At 61.8% G+C, this 15,549-nt stretch carries 12 protein-coding genes; 2 read left to right on the top strand and 10 right to left on the bottom strand.

Features of this window, described 5'->3' with window-relative positions; genetic code table 11:
- Positions 1-129: 129 nt before the first annotated feature.
- A complete protein-coding gene (locus AB5Z20_RS07570) occupies positions 130-1,104 on the bottom strand; it encodes a nucleoside hydrolase (RefSeq protein WP_368156833.1) in 975 nt (324 codons plus the stop codon).
- Positions 1,105-1,108: 4 nt separating this feature from the next.
- Entirely contained in the window at positions 1,109-2,104 is a 996-nt protein-coding gene (locus tag AB5Z20_RS07575; protein WP_368156834.1) for a ribokinase, read from the bottom strand.
- A gap of 186 nt (positions 2,105-2,290) precedes the next feature.
- On the opposite strand from AB5Z20_RS07575, the gene AB5Z20_RS07580 reads away from it, so the two are divergent.
- Positions 2,291-4,507: an acyltransferase family protein gene (locus tag AB5Z20_RS07580; protein WP_349090607.1), complete on the top strand. Its 2,217-nt coding sequence runs from the start codon at positions 2,291-2,293 to the stop codon at positions 4,505-4,507.
- A gap of 545 nt (positions 4,508-5,052) precedes the next feature.
- Here the strand turns inward: AB5Z20_RS07580 and AB5Z20_RS07585 are convergent.
- From AB5Z20_RS07585 to trhA, 8 genes are all read right to left on the bottom strand, one after another.
- Positions 5,053-6,249, bottom strand: coding sequence for an Nramp family divalent metal transporter (locus AB5Z20_RS07585; RefSeq protein WP_368156859.1), 1,197 nt, complete (start codon positions 6,247-6,249; stop codon positions 5,053-5,055).
- 74 nt (positions 6,250-6,323) lie between these two features.
- Complete coding sequence (locus AB5Z20_RS07590; RefSeq protein WP_368156835.1) at positions 6,324-8,168, bottom strand: magnesium transporter; 1,845 nt, start codon at positions 8,166-8,168, stop codon at positions 6,324-6,326.
- A 320-nt stretch (positions 8,169-8,488) separates the two neighbouring features.
- Positions 8,489-9,895, bottom strand: a complete 1,407-nt coding sequence (locus AB5Z20_RS07595; RefSeq protein ID WP_368156836.1) for a polysaccharide deacetylase family protein — start codon at positions 9,893-9,895, stop codon at positions 8,489-8,491.
- Between the two features lie 72 nt (positions 9,896-9,967).
- Positions 9,968-10,723: a PRC-barrel domain containing protein gene (locus AB5Z20_RS07600; protein WP_368156837.1), complete on the bottom strand. Its 756-nt coding sequence runs from the start codon at positions 10,721-10,723 to the stop codon at positions 9,968-9,970.
- Complete coding sequence (locus AB5Z20_RS07605; RefSeq protein WP_118080297.1) at positions 10,723-11,112, bottom strand: YtxH domain-containing protein; 390 nt, start codon at positions 11,110-11,112, stop codon at positions 10,723-10,725. The genes AB5Z20_RS07600 and AB5Z20_RS07605 overlap by 1 nt, the downstream gene beginning before the upstream one ends.
- 136 nt (positions 11,113-11,248) lie before the next feature.
- The gene (locus AB5Z20_RS07610; protein ID WP_368156838.1) at positions 11,249-12,094 is read right to left on the bottom strand and encodes a cyanophycin synthetase family protein; all 846 of its coding nucleotides are present in this window, start codon (positions 12,092-12,094) and stop codon (positions 11,249-11,251) included.
- A 24-nt stretch (positions 12,095-12,118) separates the two neighbouring features.
- Entirely contained in the window at positions 12,119-13,492 is a 1,374-nt protein-coding gene (locus tag AB5Z20_RS07615; RefSeq protein ID WP_368156839.1) for a hemolysin family protein, read from the bottom strand.
- 108 nt (positions 13,493-13,600) lie between these two features.
- Complete coding sequence (gene trhA / locus AB5Z20_RS07620) at positions 13,601-14,284, bottom strand: PAQR family membrane homeostasis protein TrhA (protein ID WP_195239889.1); 684 nt, start codon at positions 14,282-14,284, stop codon at positions 13,601-13,603.
- 186 nt (positions 14,285-14,470) lie between these two features.
- Between trhA and AB5Z20_RS07625 the strand changes: the two genes are divergently transcribed.
- Positions 14,471-15,436 (top strand): alpha/beta hydrolase, encoded by a 966-nt coding sequence (locus AB5Z20_RS07625; protein ID WP_368156840.1) that lies wholly within the window; start codon positions 14,471-14,473, stop codon positions 15,434-15,436.
- The last annotated feature ends 113 nt before the right edge of the window (positions 15,437-15,549 follow it).

Raw genomic sequence — 15,549 nt, forward strand, 5'->3', positions numbered from 1 at the left:
GGGGCCGCGGGGGCGTTCGGCTAACTGCGGGAACGGCCTATTCGCTCAATATGTTCGGTTGAGATCGGAAATCAACCGTCGGCCCGCCAGCGGCCACATCGAGCAGATGGGCGTGCTTCGATCCCGAGCCTAGCCTAGGATGCGGGCCATGCGCGCCTTGAACTCGGACAGAAAGCGCGGGGCGTCCACGGTGAGTGCCACAAGCGCGCTCTTGTCGGGGTCGGACAGGCGATGCTCGTCGCAGATAGTGCGGCCGCGATACTCGCCGAGCAGGTCGACGCGCAAGTTGCAACCAAGTGCGCCCACGAGCGTGGGATCAATCGCCACGGCAACGGCAAGCGGATCGTGCAGCGCGCAGCCGCCCAGGTAAGGGGCGTTCATCTCGTACGAGCCAATGTAGTGCTCGACCATACTCGCAAATGCGCAGCCCGCCATGGTGCCCGAGCCCGTCCAACCGGCAATGTCGCGGCGCGTGAGCACCACGCGATGCGTCACGTCCAGGCCCACCATGGTGAGCTTGCGGCCCGAGCGCAGCACGGCATCGGCCGCCTCGGGATCGCTTGCCATGTTGGCCTCGGCACCCGCACTCACGTTACCGGGCACGGTCAGGGCACCGCCCATTACCACCACGCGGCCGATAGACATCACCGCCGCCGCATCGCGCTCCAGGGCAAGCGCCAGGTTGGAGAGCGGGCCGGTCGCTACGTAGACCAGATCGGGACCATAGGTGCGCGCGGCATCGATCAGATAATCGACCGCAGCGTTGCCATCAGCCGATGTCGCCCCCACCGGCTCGTAGGGCGACGCGGGCACGCTCGCGCCGCCGATGCCGTTCTTACCGTGAATGAGCGCGGTGGACGCCGGCGGCGTATAAGGCTCAGTCGCCTGCAGAGGACGGTCGGCACCCAGGTACACCGGCACCTCGGGACGGCCCAACAGGTCGAGCACCGCCAGGCAGTTATGCGCCGACTGGTCGACGCGCACGTTGCCAAAGCACGTGGTGATGCCGGCGAGCTCCACCTCGGGGCTCGCGATGGCATAGGCAAGCGCCATCGCATCGTCTACGCCCATATCCAGATCAAGGATCAGCTTCTTGGTTGCCATTGTTCTACTCCGCTTCTCCGTCTTGTACTAAATCGTCTAAATCAAACACGCGCTCAACTTCGGCTCGCGTGGGAATCGACTGCTGAGCGCCCAGGCGCGACACCGTCACTGCCGAGGCGCGAGCACCCGTGGCCATGCACTCAAAGAGCGGCAAGCCCTCTAGGCGAGCTGCTGCCAACGCACCGATAAACGTATCGCCCGCGGCCGTGGTATCGACTACCGTGCTCGAAAGCGCCGGCATGCGCAGCAGCTCACCACCATCGCCGAGCGTAACCGAGCCGGCGCCGCCCAACGTGATGACCGCAGCTCCGGCACCCTTGGCGAGCAGGGCATTGAGCGCCGCGATGCAGCTCGCATCATCCGCGGGCAAGATGCCCGTCAGCACCTGGCATTCGGTCTCGTTGGGACAGACCAGGTCGACCGCAGGCCAGGCCTCCGCAGGCAACTCACAGGCAGGCGCTGGATTAAAAACCGCATAGAACCCCAGCTCGTGAGCGCAAACAAGTGCCTCGGCCGTCGCTGCAAGGTCACATTCGCCCTGGGCGATAAAGACGCTTCCGGCAGCTGGGGCAATATCGCTGGCGTCGCCGTCGAGCTCATCGGCCACCAGACAACGCAGGGCGCAGGCCACATCCTCGCCCGCAAGCGCGTGGTTGGCGCCCGGCGACAGCACGATGCGGTTGTCGCTCTCGCAGCGAATGATAGTCGCGGTACCGGTCTCCACGTCATCGCGACGTGCCACGAACTCAACGCCCACGCCGGCATCCTGAAGCCCCGCCACGAGCACATCGCCAAACGCATCGCGCCCGACCGCGCCGATCATGCACGTGCGCGCGCCCATGCGCGCAGCTGCCACGACCTGGTTGGCACCCTTACCACCGGCGTTGGTGATAAAACCGCTGCCGCCGACGGTCTCGCCCGCGCGCGGCATGCGCTCGCACGCCACCGAAAGGTCCATGTTCATGCTGCCGAACACCGCAACAATGCCGTTGTCTGCCATGGAAACCTCCTCGTCTGCGGGCCTTGCACCCACCGTCGACCGTCGATTGCGCGCCTTCGCACCTCTATAACTTTAGTTCACTTTGATGTGAACGCGCCCTTGAGGTTGCGCCAGCAGCAAGCATTCACAGGAGCAGGCAGCTACAATGAATATGTGCTGATTATTCTCGTCATTGGATGATGTTTTATGGAACAATTCCCACAATCGAGCCCGCGCGGCCCGCGCCGCGCGCCCGATAACCAGGCGCCGCACGAACGCCCGCGCGCCGACCGCCGCACCGGCGAGTCGCGCCACGCCGCAGGCTCCCATCGCGCGCCCGCCAATAAGGGCACCCACACCAACAGCGCTGCAAAAGAACGGGCGACCGCTCGCCCCAAGTCCCGCTACATTCCCGCGCTCGACGGTCTGCGTACGCTCGCCGTCGTCGCGGTGGTGCTCTATCACCTCAACCTCACGTGGGCTCAGGGCGGCCTGCTCGGCGTCACGATCTTCTTTGTGCTTTCGGGCTATCTGATCACGCGCTTGCTGCTCAACGAAGTCGCTAAGACCGGTCGCATCGACCTTAAGAGCTTCTGGATTCGCCGCATCCGTCGCCTGGTCCCCGCCGTGGTAACGGTAGTGTTCGTGACCTGCGCGCTGTGCACCATCTTTAACCACGTGATGCTCACCAAGATGCGCCCCGACATCCTGCCGTCGCTGCTGTTCTTCAACAACTGGTGGCAGATTGCCCAAAACGTCTCGTACTTCAATGCTCTGGGCGACCCCTCACCGCTCACGCACTTTTGGTCGCTTGCCATCGAGGAACAGTTCTACCTGATTTGGCCGCCACTGCTGTTTGCCATGGTATCCATGCATGTGAGCAAGCCCAACACGCGCCGCGTGGTTCTGGGCCTTGCCGCGGTATCTGCCCTCGCCATGATGGTGCTTTACAACCCTGCCGCCGACCCCAGCCGCGTGTACTACGGCACCGACACCCGCGTGTTCTCGCTGCTGCTGGGTGCCTGGATGGCCTTTATCCCCGATCGCGACCTGGCGCCGGTGCGTCTCGCACATCGTTTGGGGCTCAATCGCCTGGCTGGCGCCGCCAAGCACGGCAAGAACGCCGAGGGCAAGCCTGGCGAGAAGGCCGACGAATCAGCCGAGACCGCCCCGGCACAGCCGAGCGCCCTCGTGCGCTTTTGGTCCTCGCCCGCATCCATCGATGTGTTGGGCGTCGTGGGTCTGGTTGGCCTTGCCGCCATGGTCGCGCTCACCAACGGCTATACCGCGTTCCAGTATCGCGGCGGCACGCTGTTATGCTCCATCCTCACGCTCATGGTCATCGCGGCCTGCGTGCAGCCCCAGGGAATGGTTGCCCGCGCGCTGTCCGCCGAGCCGCTCGTGTGGGTTGGCAAGCGCTCGTACAGCATCTACCTGTGGCACTATCCGCTGCTGTTGCTCATGAACCCGGTCGCCAACATCAACGATACGCCCTGGTGGCAGTACATCTTGCAGGTACTTGTGGTGGTCGCCGTAGCCGAGTGCTCCTATCGCTTTATCGAAACGCCGTTTAGAAAGGGCGCCTTCGGCCGCACCGTCACCGAATTCCGCGATGGCACCACCACGCCCGCCAACTGGGCACGCACGCACGTCCCTGTCTGTGCAGCCTGCGCTGTCGTGTTGGTCGTTGCACTGGGCGGCCTGATCTTTGTGCCCGAGACGTCCGCGCTGAGCGGCGAGGGCGCCGAAGTTCTGAACAAGGAAGCCAAAAACACCGCGCCCACCGACCAGCAGGCGGCCGATGACACCGACAAGGACAACGACGGCTTCCCCGATGGCTCCTACGACCTGTTGATGATCGGTGACTCCGTGTCGCTACGCGCCGTTGATTCCTTTGACGGTGTGTTTCCGCACAGCCATATCGATGCCGAAAAGGGCCGCCAGTTTGATGCGGGCCGCGCGACATTTGAGGGCTATATCCAGCAGAACCTTGCCGGCAAGATCGTGGTCTTTGCCCTGGGCACCAACGGTTTGGTAACGGACGCCCAGGTCGACGCGATCATGGCCGACGCCGGCGAGCAGCGCATTGTCGTGTTTGTAAACACGCGTAGCCCGCAGCCGTGGGTCGGGTCCACGAACCAGGCCATCGCCAACGCCGCAACGCGCTACAAGAATGTACGCGTTATCGACTGGTACGGGTACAGCGCCAACCGCAACGACCTGTTTGACGGCGACGGCACGCACCTGTCGGCCACCGGCGTGGCCGAGTACCTCAATCTCATCCACGATGCGGTCAAGAAGGACCTGCCCGTGCACCCCGAGGACCACGTCAACGATCCGCAGCCGGCAGCCGTCAAGTCCGCCGCCGATGCACTCGTCAATGCCCTCGCCTACAAGCCACACAAGCTCGGCGGCGACAAGTAACGCGCAGTCAAATCCGCTTGCACCCGGAGGGGGCGTCGGCCACAACCGACGCCCCCTCCGGCAGTTAGGGACGTTCCAATGTGCCGGCACTTAGGGACACTCCTGACGCGGTCGATGAATGCCCTTCCGCGGCCGAATTCTGAGTTCCTCGCCACCCCGAGTGTCGTCTGCAAGCCCCGCACCCGCAGCAAACACCCCAAGGTTGCTCTTTTCGAGCCGGCCCCAAAGGGGCCGTGGGCAAAAAATGCCAAATATGAGTACTGATACCATTTTAGTAACAGGCAAAATGGCACAAAATGGAGTTCTTTCGGTCGCCATACCCCTTTGGACCGGCCAGAATAATCGGCTTAAAGCCTGGCTGTATCGATATTAATTAACAGATACTTTAGTTATGTTCATTATCTTCATTGTCTTAATTGTCACCGGATTAGCAACAGTACTCATATTTGGCATTTTTTGCCCACGCGTATATAACCAACCCCCTACATCAGGCAAAAACAGGCCGCAGCCCATCGCTGCGGCCTGTTCGAAACCCAAAAGAGGCGCTACGCGCTGTAGCCCATCGCTTGCAGTACAAACATGACGACCGTCAACACCGTAATCACGCCGATAGTCGCCCACGTGAGCACGTTCCATACGCGGCCGTTGCGGTTGGCGCCCATAATGTGGCGATCCGCCGCGATAACCACCTGGAATACCAAGACTACGGGCAGCAGCACGCCGTTGATGACCTGCGAGGTCATCATAATCTGGAACAGGTCAACACCGGGCATAAGCACCAGCACGGCAGAGATGCCAATGATGGCCGTAATGATGCCGCGATAGACCGGGGCCTCGTCCCAGCTGCGATCGGCACCGCGCTCCCAGCCAAATGCCTCACAGATGGCGCTGGACGTAACGCCTGGCAGCACACAGGCGGCCAAGAAGCTCGCCGCGACCAGGCCCGATGCAAACAGCACCGTGGACCACTGGCCCGCGATAGGCTCCAATGCGCGGGCGGCATCGGCAGCGTCGCTAATCTGAATGTCTGCAGGGAACAACACCGTACCGGTCGTGATGATAATAAAGCCAGCGATGACATCGGCGGCAATCGAGCCGCTCACGGTGTCGATGCGCTGCAGCACGATATCGTCCTCGCCCGCATTCTTATCGACCACGTTGTTCTGCGCCAAGAAAATCATCCACGGCGCGATGGTGGTACCAATCGTTGCGACCACAAGCGACACGTAGCTGGGGTCATTTTGGATGTTGGGCACAACCAGGTCGACCGCCACCTCGCCCCAGCTGGGACCAGCCATAAATGCAGCGACAATGTAGGTCACAAACACGCAGCTCACCAGCAGCAGAATCTTCTCGATGCGCTGGAAGCTGCCCGACATGGTAAGCATCCACACCAGCAGCGCCACGAGCGGCACCGAGATGCTCGCCGGAACGCCAAACAGAGCAAGGCCACTCGCGATACCCGCAAACTCCGAAATGGTCACGGCCGTATTAGCGATCAGCAGCGCCGCCATGGCCAGCACGCTCCTGCGCACGCCAAAGCGCTCGCGGATGAGCGACGCCAGGCCCTTGCCTGTGACGCAGCCGCAACGCGCCGCAGTCTCCTGCGTCACGATAAGCAGCACGGTCATGACGGGAAGCATCCACAGCATCTTGTAGCCATAGCTGGCACCAGCGCTGGAATACGTGGCGATGCCGCCGGCGTCATTACCCGAAAGCGCCGCCAGAAGGCCAGGGCCCATGGCGCCAAAGATGGCCGCGATGGTCAGCTTTTGCTTGGTGCTCGCCTTTTGCTTCGTGTTTTGCACGCGACCACCTACCCCATGACCGACATGGTGAGCAGCACTGCGGCGATGCAGTACGCCACGCATGAAATCATGACGGCAATGACGTTCATGGCGGTGCCCGACGTATTGAGGTCGTGCTCGTCACGCCAGAACAGCACCATCAGGTAAATCACGGCGCTCATGTTGCCAATCAGGCAGACGATGGCCGCGATGTTAAAGCAGCCGGTAAAGAGCTGCTCCTCAAACATGGGCGCGTCGAGGAACGCAGCGGTGCGCACCAGCTGGGCGCACAGGTAGGTCACGAGCGACAGAATCAGGCCCATGCCCGTGCTCTGGAAGAAAAATCCCAGATAAGGCTTGGGCTCATCGTCATGGCCGTCGTACTCCAAGAAGTAATTCTTGACGAACGACACCATGCGCGAGGCAGCCAGCAACACGAGCGGCATGGCGCACATGGGGAACACCACCAGATGCGCGGAGCCCAGCGCCGTCCCCAGCACTGTTGCCATGATGCACGAGGCAATGCCCCACACGACAACCCAGTACTGGCGATGCACAAACCAGCTGAGCACATTCGTCGAATCGTCGGACGCGCTATCGCCCGAGCCAACGCCTGCGATCTGCAGGTCCTCCTGGTGCTCCTCGGCGATAACATCCATGGCGTCGTCAAAGGTCACGATACCCAAGATGTGACGGTTCTCGTCGCAAACGGGAATGGCAACCAGGTCGTACTTGGTCATCTCGTCCGTTACGTCTTCCTGGTCATCGTCGGGCGATACATAAACCAGGTCGCGATAGGCCAGCTGGCCCAGCGTGGCGTCGCGGTCGGCCACGATCAGCGTGCGCAGCGAAAGCACGCCGGTGAGCATGCCGCTCGGGTCCTCGGTATAGACGTAGTAGACGCTCTCGAAGTCCTCATCAAGCTGGCGGATCGCCTCGATGGCGTCACCGACCGTCGCTGTGGCGGGCAGGGAGACAAACTCCGAGGTCATGATGCGGCCGGCGGTGTTGTCCTCATAGCCCAGCAGGTTACGAATCGCCTTCTCTTCCTGAACGCCCATCAGGCGCAACAGCTTCTCGGCCTTCTCGTAATCGAGCTCGTCGATCAGGTCGGCGGCGTCGTCCGGGTCCATCATGGCCAGCATCGACGATGCGTCCGTATCGGACAAGCCTTCGAGCATCTCGGTCATAAGCTCGTCGTCATCGAACTCCGAGATGGCCTCGGCGGCCTGGGCGGTATCGAGCTGCGCGAACACCTGCGCACGCAGGCGCGGGTCGAGCTGTTCGATAATGTCGGCAATGTCGGCGGGATGCAGCTCGCCGAGCGTCTTGTGCGACACCGACAGCTGGATGTTTTTAGTCGAACGATCGAGCAGGTCCATATAGGACCAGGCGATAATATCCTCGCCGAGCGGTTTGCCCAGGTGCTTCATAAAGCCCTCGACAACATGCTCAAGGGCGGGGCTGATCGCGCGCAGCAGACCGCGGGCGCCAACTTCGGCACCCAGCAGGCGCAGCTGATTTTCGCCCGACATGGAAAACTTGATATCGTTCACGCGCACGACCTTCATGCCCTGCGTGTCGACGATCTGCTTGTTAAGCACGTCGCGAGCAAGTAAGAGTTCGGTCGGCTGCAAGTACGAAAAACGGATTTCGGTGGCCGGCGACTTAAGGTGTACACCCGTCTCGTCGATACGGTCGACCCATTTGCGCCAGCTGATCATAAATGGCGTCTTGCCGGGTCCGCGGAACGCGAGCGACGTCACGTGCGGAAAAACTTCGCCGGTAGCAATGCCAAAATCGTTCACAACGCCGAGCTTTTCGCCATCGACGTCCAAAACCGGCAGTTTGAGCATCTCACTCAGATAATTCACTGGTGCTCCCCATCATTATCCCTTCGGACTGCGACCATGCCGGCGCGCCGTCCGTGGACTTTTAGATATGTATACGCATGCGCGGGCGGCACGCCGCTCGGCGCTCACACCCCGTGCATGCGCAAGAAGCACCTGCATGGGGTCATCGACTGTATGGTCGAGGTTTGGATTTCACCTGCAACCTTTCTCTTGACCCTTGTTATCCGCAGTAACTATAGCATCAGCATCGCGCCGTGGCGCCAAATTTATGCTCCAAACATCGCAGGCATACCAAACGCCGACGCATCCGTGACATAGTCATTGGGGACGTTCTTAAATAACTAGTCTGTGGTGTCGTCATCTTCGGCGAGCTGGGGGAACACGGCGTTTTTGGGCATGGTGACCTTCGCCAGCGAGTTGAGCTTTTTGCTCAGCGATGCGTCCGTCTTGACCAGATCGCTCAACGTCACGATTTTGTAACCGTCGGCAATAAGCCCGTCGATAATCTGCGGCAGCGCCACGAGCGTCTGCTCGGCACATTCATCACTGTCGGTCAGCAGCACAATGTTGCCCGGCGTCACCGAATCGAGCACCGTCGAGACCTGCTCGTCGGCACCGTTGAGCAGCCAGTCGCCCGAATCGATATTCCACGAGACCACGGCAGACGCCAGGTCCATCGCATCAATCCAGTTTTGCTCGTCAAAGGCTGCGTAGGGAGCGCGCAAAAGCATCGTCTTCACGCCGGTCGCGGACTTGATCGCCTCGGTGCCCTTCGATACCTGCTCGCGCACCGCATCGCGGTCCTGGCCCTTGAGCGATTCGTCGCTGTAACTGTTGGAGCCGACCTCGCAGCCGGCATCGACAATCGCCTTGGCCGTGGCGGGCGAGGCCTCGGCCGCATCACCCGACAGGAAGAACGTCGCGGTGACGCCCTTTTCCTTGAGCACCTGCAAGATCTGCTTGGTCGCGCCGCTCGGGCCCTCATCAAACGTCAGCGCCACGTACTTTTCGTTGCCCTTGGGTGCCACGCTCGCGCACTCGACCACGCAATCGGTGGCGGGCACGACCTCGCCGCGGTCCTGCGTCTTGCCCGATTGCTCGCCGACCCACACCTCGGAGCGGCCCTGGATACCCCACGTCTTGACGTACTCGATGGCACCCGTGCCCTCGACCTTGAGCTTGGGCTCGATAACCGTCGCCTGGACCTCGTGCTTCTCATACGTGTCACGGCCGTCCTTGACCGTCACCTTCTCGCCACCCGTAAGCTCGCGGCTTTTCCACTTGCCCTGTTTTATGCGCTTGCCGTCCACTTTTACCGACAGCTTTTCGCCGCCATGGCGAGTAAGCACGCTGTCGTCAACGGCCAGCAAGTCCCCGGCGTCGTAGGTATCGGTCAGCTCCTGGCCGTCGATGAGATTTTGCAGCGTAGAGCCGACGCGCACTGCAGTCTCCTGGCCGTTGAGGACGACATCCACGCTGCGGTTGACGTAGCCCACGACGGCAGCGATAAACAGCACGAGCGCGCAACCCACGGCGATGAGCGCATAGGGCAGGCGGGACGGTCGGCGCGGCGAGCGCCCGTTGCCGATGCGAGCGCTGCGGTCGCTAAAGCCGCGGCTATGGTTGAGATACATCGCGCCGGGCTTACGGTGACGCTTGCGCTGACCGCTGGGCAGCTGCCCCAGGTCGCGGCGCGCCGTCGGACGCGCACCCGAGCGCCCGTTTAAGTTAGATCCGTTTTGGCGCATGTGCCCTCCCCCATAAACGCAGCAAGCCGGAGCAACAGGTCTCCGGCTTGCCTCCCATCAATTGGTACGTCGCTATTTGCTGGCTTTCGACGAGCCCCCGCTCGCCTTTTGGTATTCGTCCTTAAAGGCCTTGAACATACCGCGCGTCTTGCCGAGCTGCTTGCCCAGCGCGCGACTGCCCTTGTCCACGGCGACCGAACCCTTGTCATCGAGCACCTTGGCGCCCTTCTTGACCTTATCGCCCACCATGACGCTTGCCTCGGCAGCCTTTGCGGCGGCGCCGCCCGAATACCCGAGCGACTTGACCTCGTCCGAAACGATCATCGCGCCGTCCGCATAGCCGCGCAGCATCGTCGGCGGCATCTGCGTGTCGCCCACCAGCACACTCGAGGCAGTGCCGGCGGTCACGTAGAACGTCTGCACGATGCCCGAACGCGGCTTGAACTCCACATCCGAGCAATAGCCCACGACATCGCCCGACTCCGTGCGCACGTCCATGCCAACCCAGATAATGCAATCGTCCAGGTTGATGTCGAGGCGCTTGGCCGCAGCGGCATCGTAGGTGCCCTTGACGTCGTCAACCGCGATGGCGCCCTCGTAGACACCAATGGCATCGAGCGCCACAAACCGGTCGGGGCGCTCGATCATGCCCGCGATATCGGACTGGCGAACCATAAAGCCCACCACGCGCGTACCGCCCGGGGTAAAGACCGGAAAGTGAATCTTGCCGAGCTTTTTAGGGCTGCGCGGCGTGCCGTCCTTTTTGGTGCGCTTATCCTCGGTAGGCTTGCGATAGATCTTGGCGCCGACAAAATCCCCGGCGCGCATTATGCCTCGGTCGAAGGCTCCGCGGCCTCAGCGTCGGCCTCGACGGCGTTCTCGACCACGACATCGGCGGCGGGCGTCACGTTACCGCCCGAGATGGCGTCGTTGAGTTGCTCGCGCAGCTGGTCCATGCGCTCGCGGGCAAGGTCGACCTTGGCGCGCAGGTCATCGGTCTTGGCGTCGACCATCGGGCCAAAATCGTTGACCGCGGCGCGGGCCTCCTCGGCACCGTGCTCGTAGGTGTCGCGCATGTTATCCCAGGCGTCGTTGGCGATATCGGCAGCCATGGCGCGGGTCTCGGCGCCCGAGCGCGGAGCCAGGGCAACGCCGATGATGGCGCCGGCGGCGGCACCGAAGAGCGCACCCGAGATAAAGTTGAAAGTCTTACCCATGTTCATTCCTCTCCTGCGGGCACCTCGGCGCCCACCGTTTGAATGCTGTCCATTATACCCGCAGCACAGCGCTTGCCGTCTTGCTCATCTGCGTACGGTAAAGGCGCAGGTACATGATGGTGATAAGCGGGTGAGCCTACTCCTGCGGCATGGCAGGCATGGCCACTGTAGCGCCCGGGTCCTCGCCGGCGCCGTCAACGAGCGGCAGCGCTCCCTCGCGCGCGGGGGCCACCGGAGCCGTCGCCGCGCCACCGTAGACGGCAGCGGGGGCCTCGTGGCTTTCGGCGGTCGCGCCCTCGGTATCGATTGCCTCCTGCGGCTCGTCGTCAAAGCTCGGGACGCCCTGGGGCTCCGCGGGCTCGGCCTCGACGGTCTCCTCGGCAGGGGCATCGTTGACAGACTCGGCGGCAGCCTCGGCAGGAGCATCGCCCTCGGGCACATCCTCGGCCACGTCCTCGCCGTTCGCAGCGGCAACGGCCTCGTGCGGGTCCTTGCCCTCGGCCTCGGCACGCATGCCCAGCACCAGGTTGCGCAGGCCCGCGACCGTGCCTTCCACGTCGGGGGCCGGCTGGTCGGCGTGCAGGTACGCCCAGTCCATCATAAAGGTCGCCGAAGACAGCGCACCGATGGCCAGCGCGTCGTCGGGACACGAAAGCTCGACCTCAAAGACACGCTCGTCGTGCTCGCTCACGCGCGTGCGGCCGCACGAAATGCTGCCAGCGAGACCGGTCTCGTTCATGAGCTCGACCGTCACGTGCTCCAGCAGGTGGCAAAGCTCGGTCTGGCCCATGCAATCCTGGAACTCGCGACCCGAATCGCCCAGGCACAGATGCTTGGCAATCGCGGGCACCAGGTAGTACACGCGCGCCGTGGCCTCGATATCCTCCGAGGTCATGAGCGGCATGCCGGGGTTCACCAGCACATGCGCGCAAATCTTGTCCTCGCTGACGGTGACCTTAAGGATGTTGAACAGGCCTGCCATAACTCTCCCCTACTCTTCCTTGCCCTACTCGTCGCCATCGTGCGGGTCCGCAGAGCCCGCACCCGACGCCGCCGGCTTCTCGGCCGAGGACTCGGAATCCTTCTTATCGGTTTCGGCCGGAGCGATCACGCGAATGAGCGAGATGCGCTGGCCACGCATCGACTGTACCTTGAACTTGTACCCTGCGACCTCAAACACCTCTCCGATGTCGGGCACCGAGTCGCAAAGCTCCAAAATCCAGCCGGCGATGGTCTCATAATCATCGCTTTCCTCGAGCGGCCAACCAAGCTCAATCGCGTCATCGCACGAAAAACGCCCATCGACGAGCCACTCGCGGCGCGAAAGGCGCGTGAGGTACTTGTTGTCGGGGTCGAACTCGTCCTCGATCTCGCCGACGATCTCCTCGACGATGTCCTCGATGGTGATGATGCCGGCCGTGCCGCCGTACTCGTCCACGACAACCACGATCTGGTCGTGCGAGGTCTGCATCTCGGACAGCAGCGGCAGGATATCCTTGGTGTCGGGCACAAAGGTGGCGTCGCGCAGGTAATCGGCGATGGGCTGGTCGCCCTTGCCGTCGAGCGCGGGCTGAATCAGGTCCTTGATGTGCGCGATGCCCGCGACGTTGTCGGGGTCCTCGTGATAGACGGGGATGCGGCTGAAACCGGTCTGGCGCATGGTGGACAACACGTCGGCGACTGTCTCGTCGTCCTCGCACATAGTGGTGTCCACGCGCGGCACCATGACCTCGCGAGCCACGGTGTCGCCCAGGTCGAAGATCTCGTGGATCATGCGCTTTTCCTCGTCGAGCAGGTCGTCCTGCTCCGAGACCATGTACTTGATTTCTTCCTCCGAGACGTTCTGGCGGTCGTCGGCGCTCTTGATGCGCAGGATGCGGGCCAGGCCGTCGGAGCAGGCACCGGTCAGCCACACGAGCGGGCGGGCGATCTTTTGGAACACCGAAAGCGGCCCCACGACTTGTTTGGACACGCCCTCGGCATTGGCCAGACCAATGCGCTTGGGCACGAGCTCGCCGATCACGATGGACACGAAGGCGACGGCGACGGTGATGATGACCGGCGCCAGGCCGCGCGCGATGGCAGAGAGCGGCGCGATGCCAAAGCTCATGAGCCACGTGGCAAGCGGGTCGGACAGGCTCGTCGATGCGACGGCGGACGAGGCGAAGCCCACGAGCGTGATAGCGACCTGGATGGTGGCGAGCAGCTGGTCGGAGTCGGCGGCCAGCTTAATGGCGCGCTCGGCGCGCTTGTCGCCTTCCTCGGCATCGTGCTCCAACACGGCGCGCTTAGCCGTGGTGAGCGCCATCTCGGACATGGAGAAGTAGCCGTTGATGAGGGTCAAAACGAGGGTGGTGATAAGGGAGATGGTTATGTCCATCGGGAGTTTCTCGAACCTCCAAGATTCGGGACGTTAGGGTAAAACGTTGATGGCGGATAGGGCAATTGCGCTGGCGACCGAGCGGGGGCACGGGCGCTGGCGTGGTCGCTAGATTACGAAGAGGATCACCGCCATGAACTGGAAGATGCTGCCGGCGAGCACCCACAGGTGAAACACGCTGTGCAGATAGCGCACGTTTTTGGCGATATAGAACGGCACGCCCGCGGTGTAGCACACGCCGCCGACGGCGAGCAGGGCAAGCGCCACGGGGTTGAGCAGTGCCACAAGTTCGGGCAGCTTAAAGACAACGAGCCAGCCCATCAGCAGGTAGACCAGGCCACTTACCCAGTGCGGTTGACGCTCGCGCATAAAGCACTCGAGGGCGATGCCGATAATGGCGATGGCCCATACGGCAAAGAACAGCATAGGACCGCCGTCGTTTGCGAGCGTGATGAGACAAAACGGCGTATAGCTGCCGGCTATGAGCAGGTAGATGCAGCTGTGGTCGATAATGCGAAACACGCGCTTGGCGCGAGCGGGCTGAATCGCATGGTAGAGCGTGGAGGCAAGGTATTCGAGGATAATGCTGACACCATAGACAATCGCCGCGGCCATGTGGGCCGGGCCTCCGCCGCGCAGGGCAGCAAATACGATCAGGAGTACCAGGCCCGCGATACCCAGCAGGCAGCCGACACCATGGGTGACGGAGTTCATGATCTCCTCGCCCACCGTGTAGTGTGGAACGGCCGCGGTCTTGGGTCGCGGCTTAGAACTGTCGCTCGAATCGGACATGCCGGTTACATCCTCCAACGTAAAGAGTTCTCAACACTATATCAAAGCGTCTAGGTACGTGCGAAATTTGCACCATACGTGACCCTTTGTTTACCCATTCTTTGCCTGTTGACGCATCAACGGCGAACGTCCATAATGCGCTTGCATTAAATGTTGACGTATTAACATCTTATAGGAGAATACCGCATGGCTCAAAACGCACGTTCCCATCGAAAGCTCAAGATGGCCGGCATCGTTGCACTGGTGGTTGTCGTTGTGCTGCTCGGATTTGCCGGCAACTTTCTGTTTGACTTCGCGCTGAATCCCCAAGCGCCGTACACCATGAAGATGATGCAGGATAGCAAGAACGACAAAGAAGGCGAGCAGCCGGATGCCGAGGACACCGAGGCGCGGACATGGTTTAAAGAAAACCGCAAGAGCAGCAGCCTCACCGCAGATGACGGAACCGAGCTCGCCGCTTGGTTTTTTGCCGCCTCGGAGAACACCCACGATTACGCCGTCTGCCTGCATGGATATACCAACGAGCCCATCGGCATGGCCCGATACGTCAAGCGATTCCACGACCGCGGCATGAACGTGCTCGCGCCTGCCGCCCGCGCCCACGAGCGCTCCGGCGGCGACTATATCGGCATGGGCTGGCCCGAGCGGCTCGATATCGTTGCATGGATTGGGCGGATCGTTGCGGCCGACCCCGAGGCGCGCATCCTGGTCTTTGGCGAGTCGATGGGTGCAGCAACTGCCATGAACGTCGCGGGGGAATCTCTACCCGCAAACGTAAAATGCATTATCGAGGACTGTGGTTATACGAGTGTTTGGGACGAGTTTTCCCTGCAACTCAAGGACGTGTTCGGCCTGCCCAGCTTTCCCTTGCTCGATGTAGCAAACTTGGTGTGCAACGTGCGCGCGGGCTACGACTTTCATAAGGCGAGCAGTGTGGAGCAACTCAAACACGCGACGGTTCCCATGCTGTTTATCCACGGTGACCAGGACACCTTTGTGCCGTACAGCATGCTCGACCAAAACTACGATGCGTGCGCCAGCAAGGTCAAGCAAAAGCTCACCATCCATGGCGCCACCCACGCCAAGAGTGCGCAAGTTGACCCCGAGCTCTACTGGAATACAGTCGACGACTTCCTCGACGAGTATTTTTAGGCAAAAAGCAACGTCTGGGGCTTTATCTGACCCCCTATTTTCGGAAGTATGCGGCAAAATCTGGAACTGCCGACCAGACCGCAGTTTTACCAACAATTTATCAGGGGTTTTGT

The sequence above is a fragment of the Collinsella aerofaciens genome (genome assembly GCF_040910245.1).
Lineage (GTDB): Bacteria > Actinomycetota > Coriobacteriia > Coriobacteriales > Coriobacteriaceae > Collinsella.

Bases quoted from the DNA above. Each gene is read 5' to 3' on its own strand.
- AB5Z20_RS07575 (WP_368156834.1), bottom strand. From the start codon at position 2,104: ATGGCAGACAACGGCATTGTTGCGGTGTTCGGCAGCATGAACATGGAC.
- AB5Z20_RS07610 (WP_368156838.1), bottom strand. From the start codon at position 12,094: ATGGCAGGCCTGTTCAACATCCTTAAGGTCACCGTCAGCGAGGACAAG.
- AB5Z20_RS07625 (WP_368156840.1), top strand. From the start codon at position 14,471: ATGGCTCAAAACGCACGTTCCCATCGAAAGCTCAAGATGGCCGGCATC.
- AB5Z20_RS07600 (WP_368156837.1), bottom strand. From the start codon at position 10,723: ATGCGCGCCGGGGATTTTGTCGGCGCCAAGATCTATCGCAAGCCTACC.
- AB5Z20_RS07615 (WP_368156839.1), bottom strand. From the start codon at position 13,492: ATGGACATAACCATCTCCCTTATCACCACCCTCGTTTTGACCCTCATC.
- AB5Z20_RS07580 (WP_349090607.1), top strand. From the start codon at position 2,291: ATGGAACAATTCCCACAATCGAGCCCGCGCGGCCCGCGCCGCGCGCCC.
- AB5Z20_RS07595 (WP_368156836.1), bottom strand. From the start codon at position 9,895: ATGCGCCAAAACGGATCTAACTTAAACGGGCGCTCGGGTGCGCGTCCG.
- trhA (WP_195239889.1), bottom strand. From the start codon at position 14,284: ATGTCCGATTCGAGCGACAGTTCTAAGCCGCGACCCAAGACCGCGGCC.
- AB5Z20_RS07585 (WP_368156859.1), bottom strand. From the start codon at position 6,249: ATGGGCCCTGGCCTTCTGGCGGCGCTTTCGGGTAATGACGCCGGCGGC.
- AB5Z20_RS07570 (WP_368156833.1), bottom strand. From the start codon at position 1,104: ATGGCAACCAAGAAGCTGATCCTTGATCTGGATATGGGCGTAGACGAT.
- AB5Z20_RS07605 (WP_118080297.1), bottom strand. From the start codon at position 11,112: ATGGGTAAGACTTTCAACTTTATCTCGGGTGCGCTCTTCGGTGCCGCC.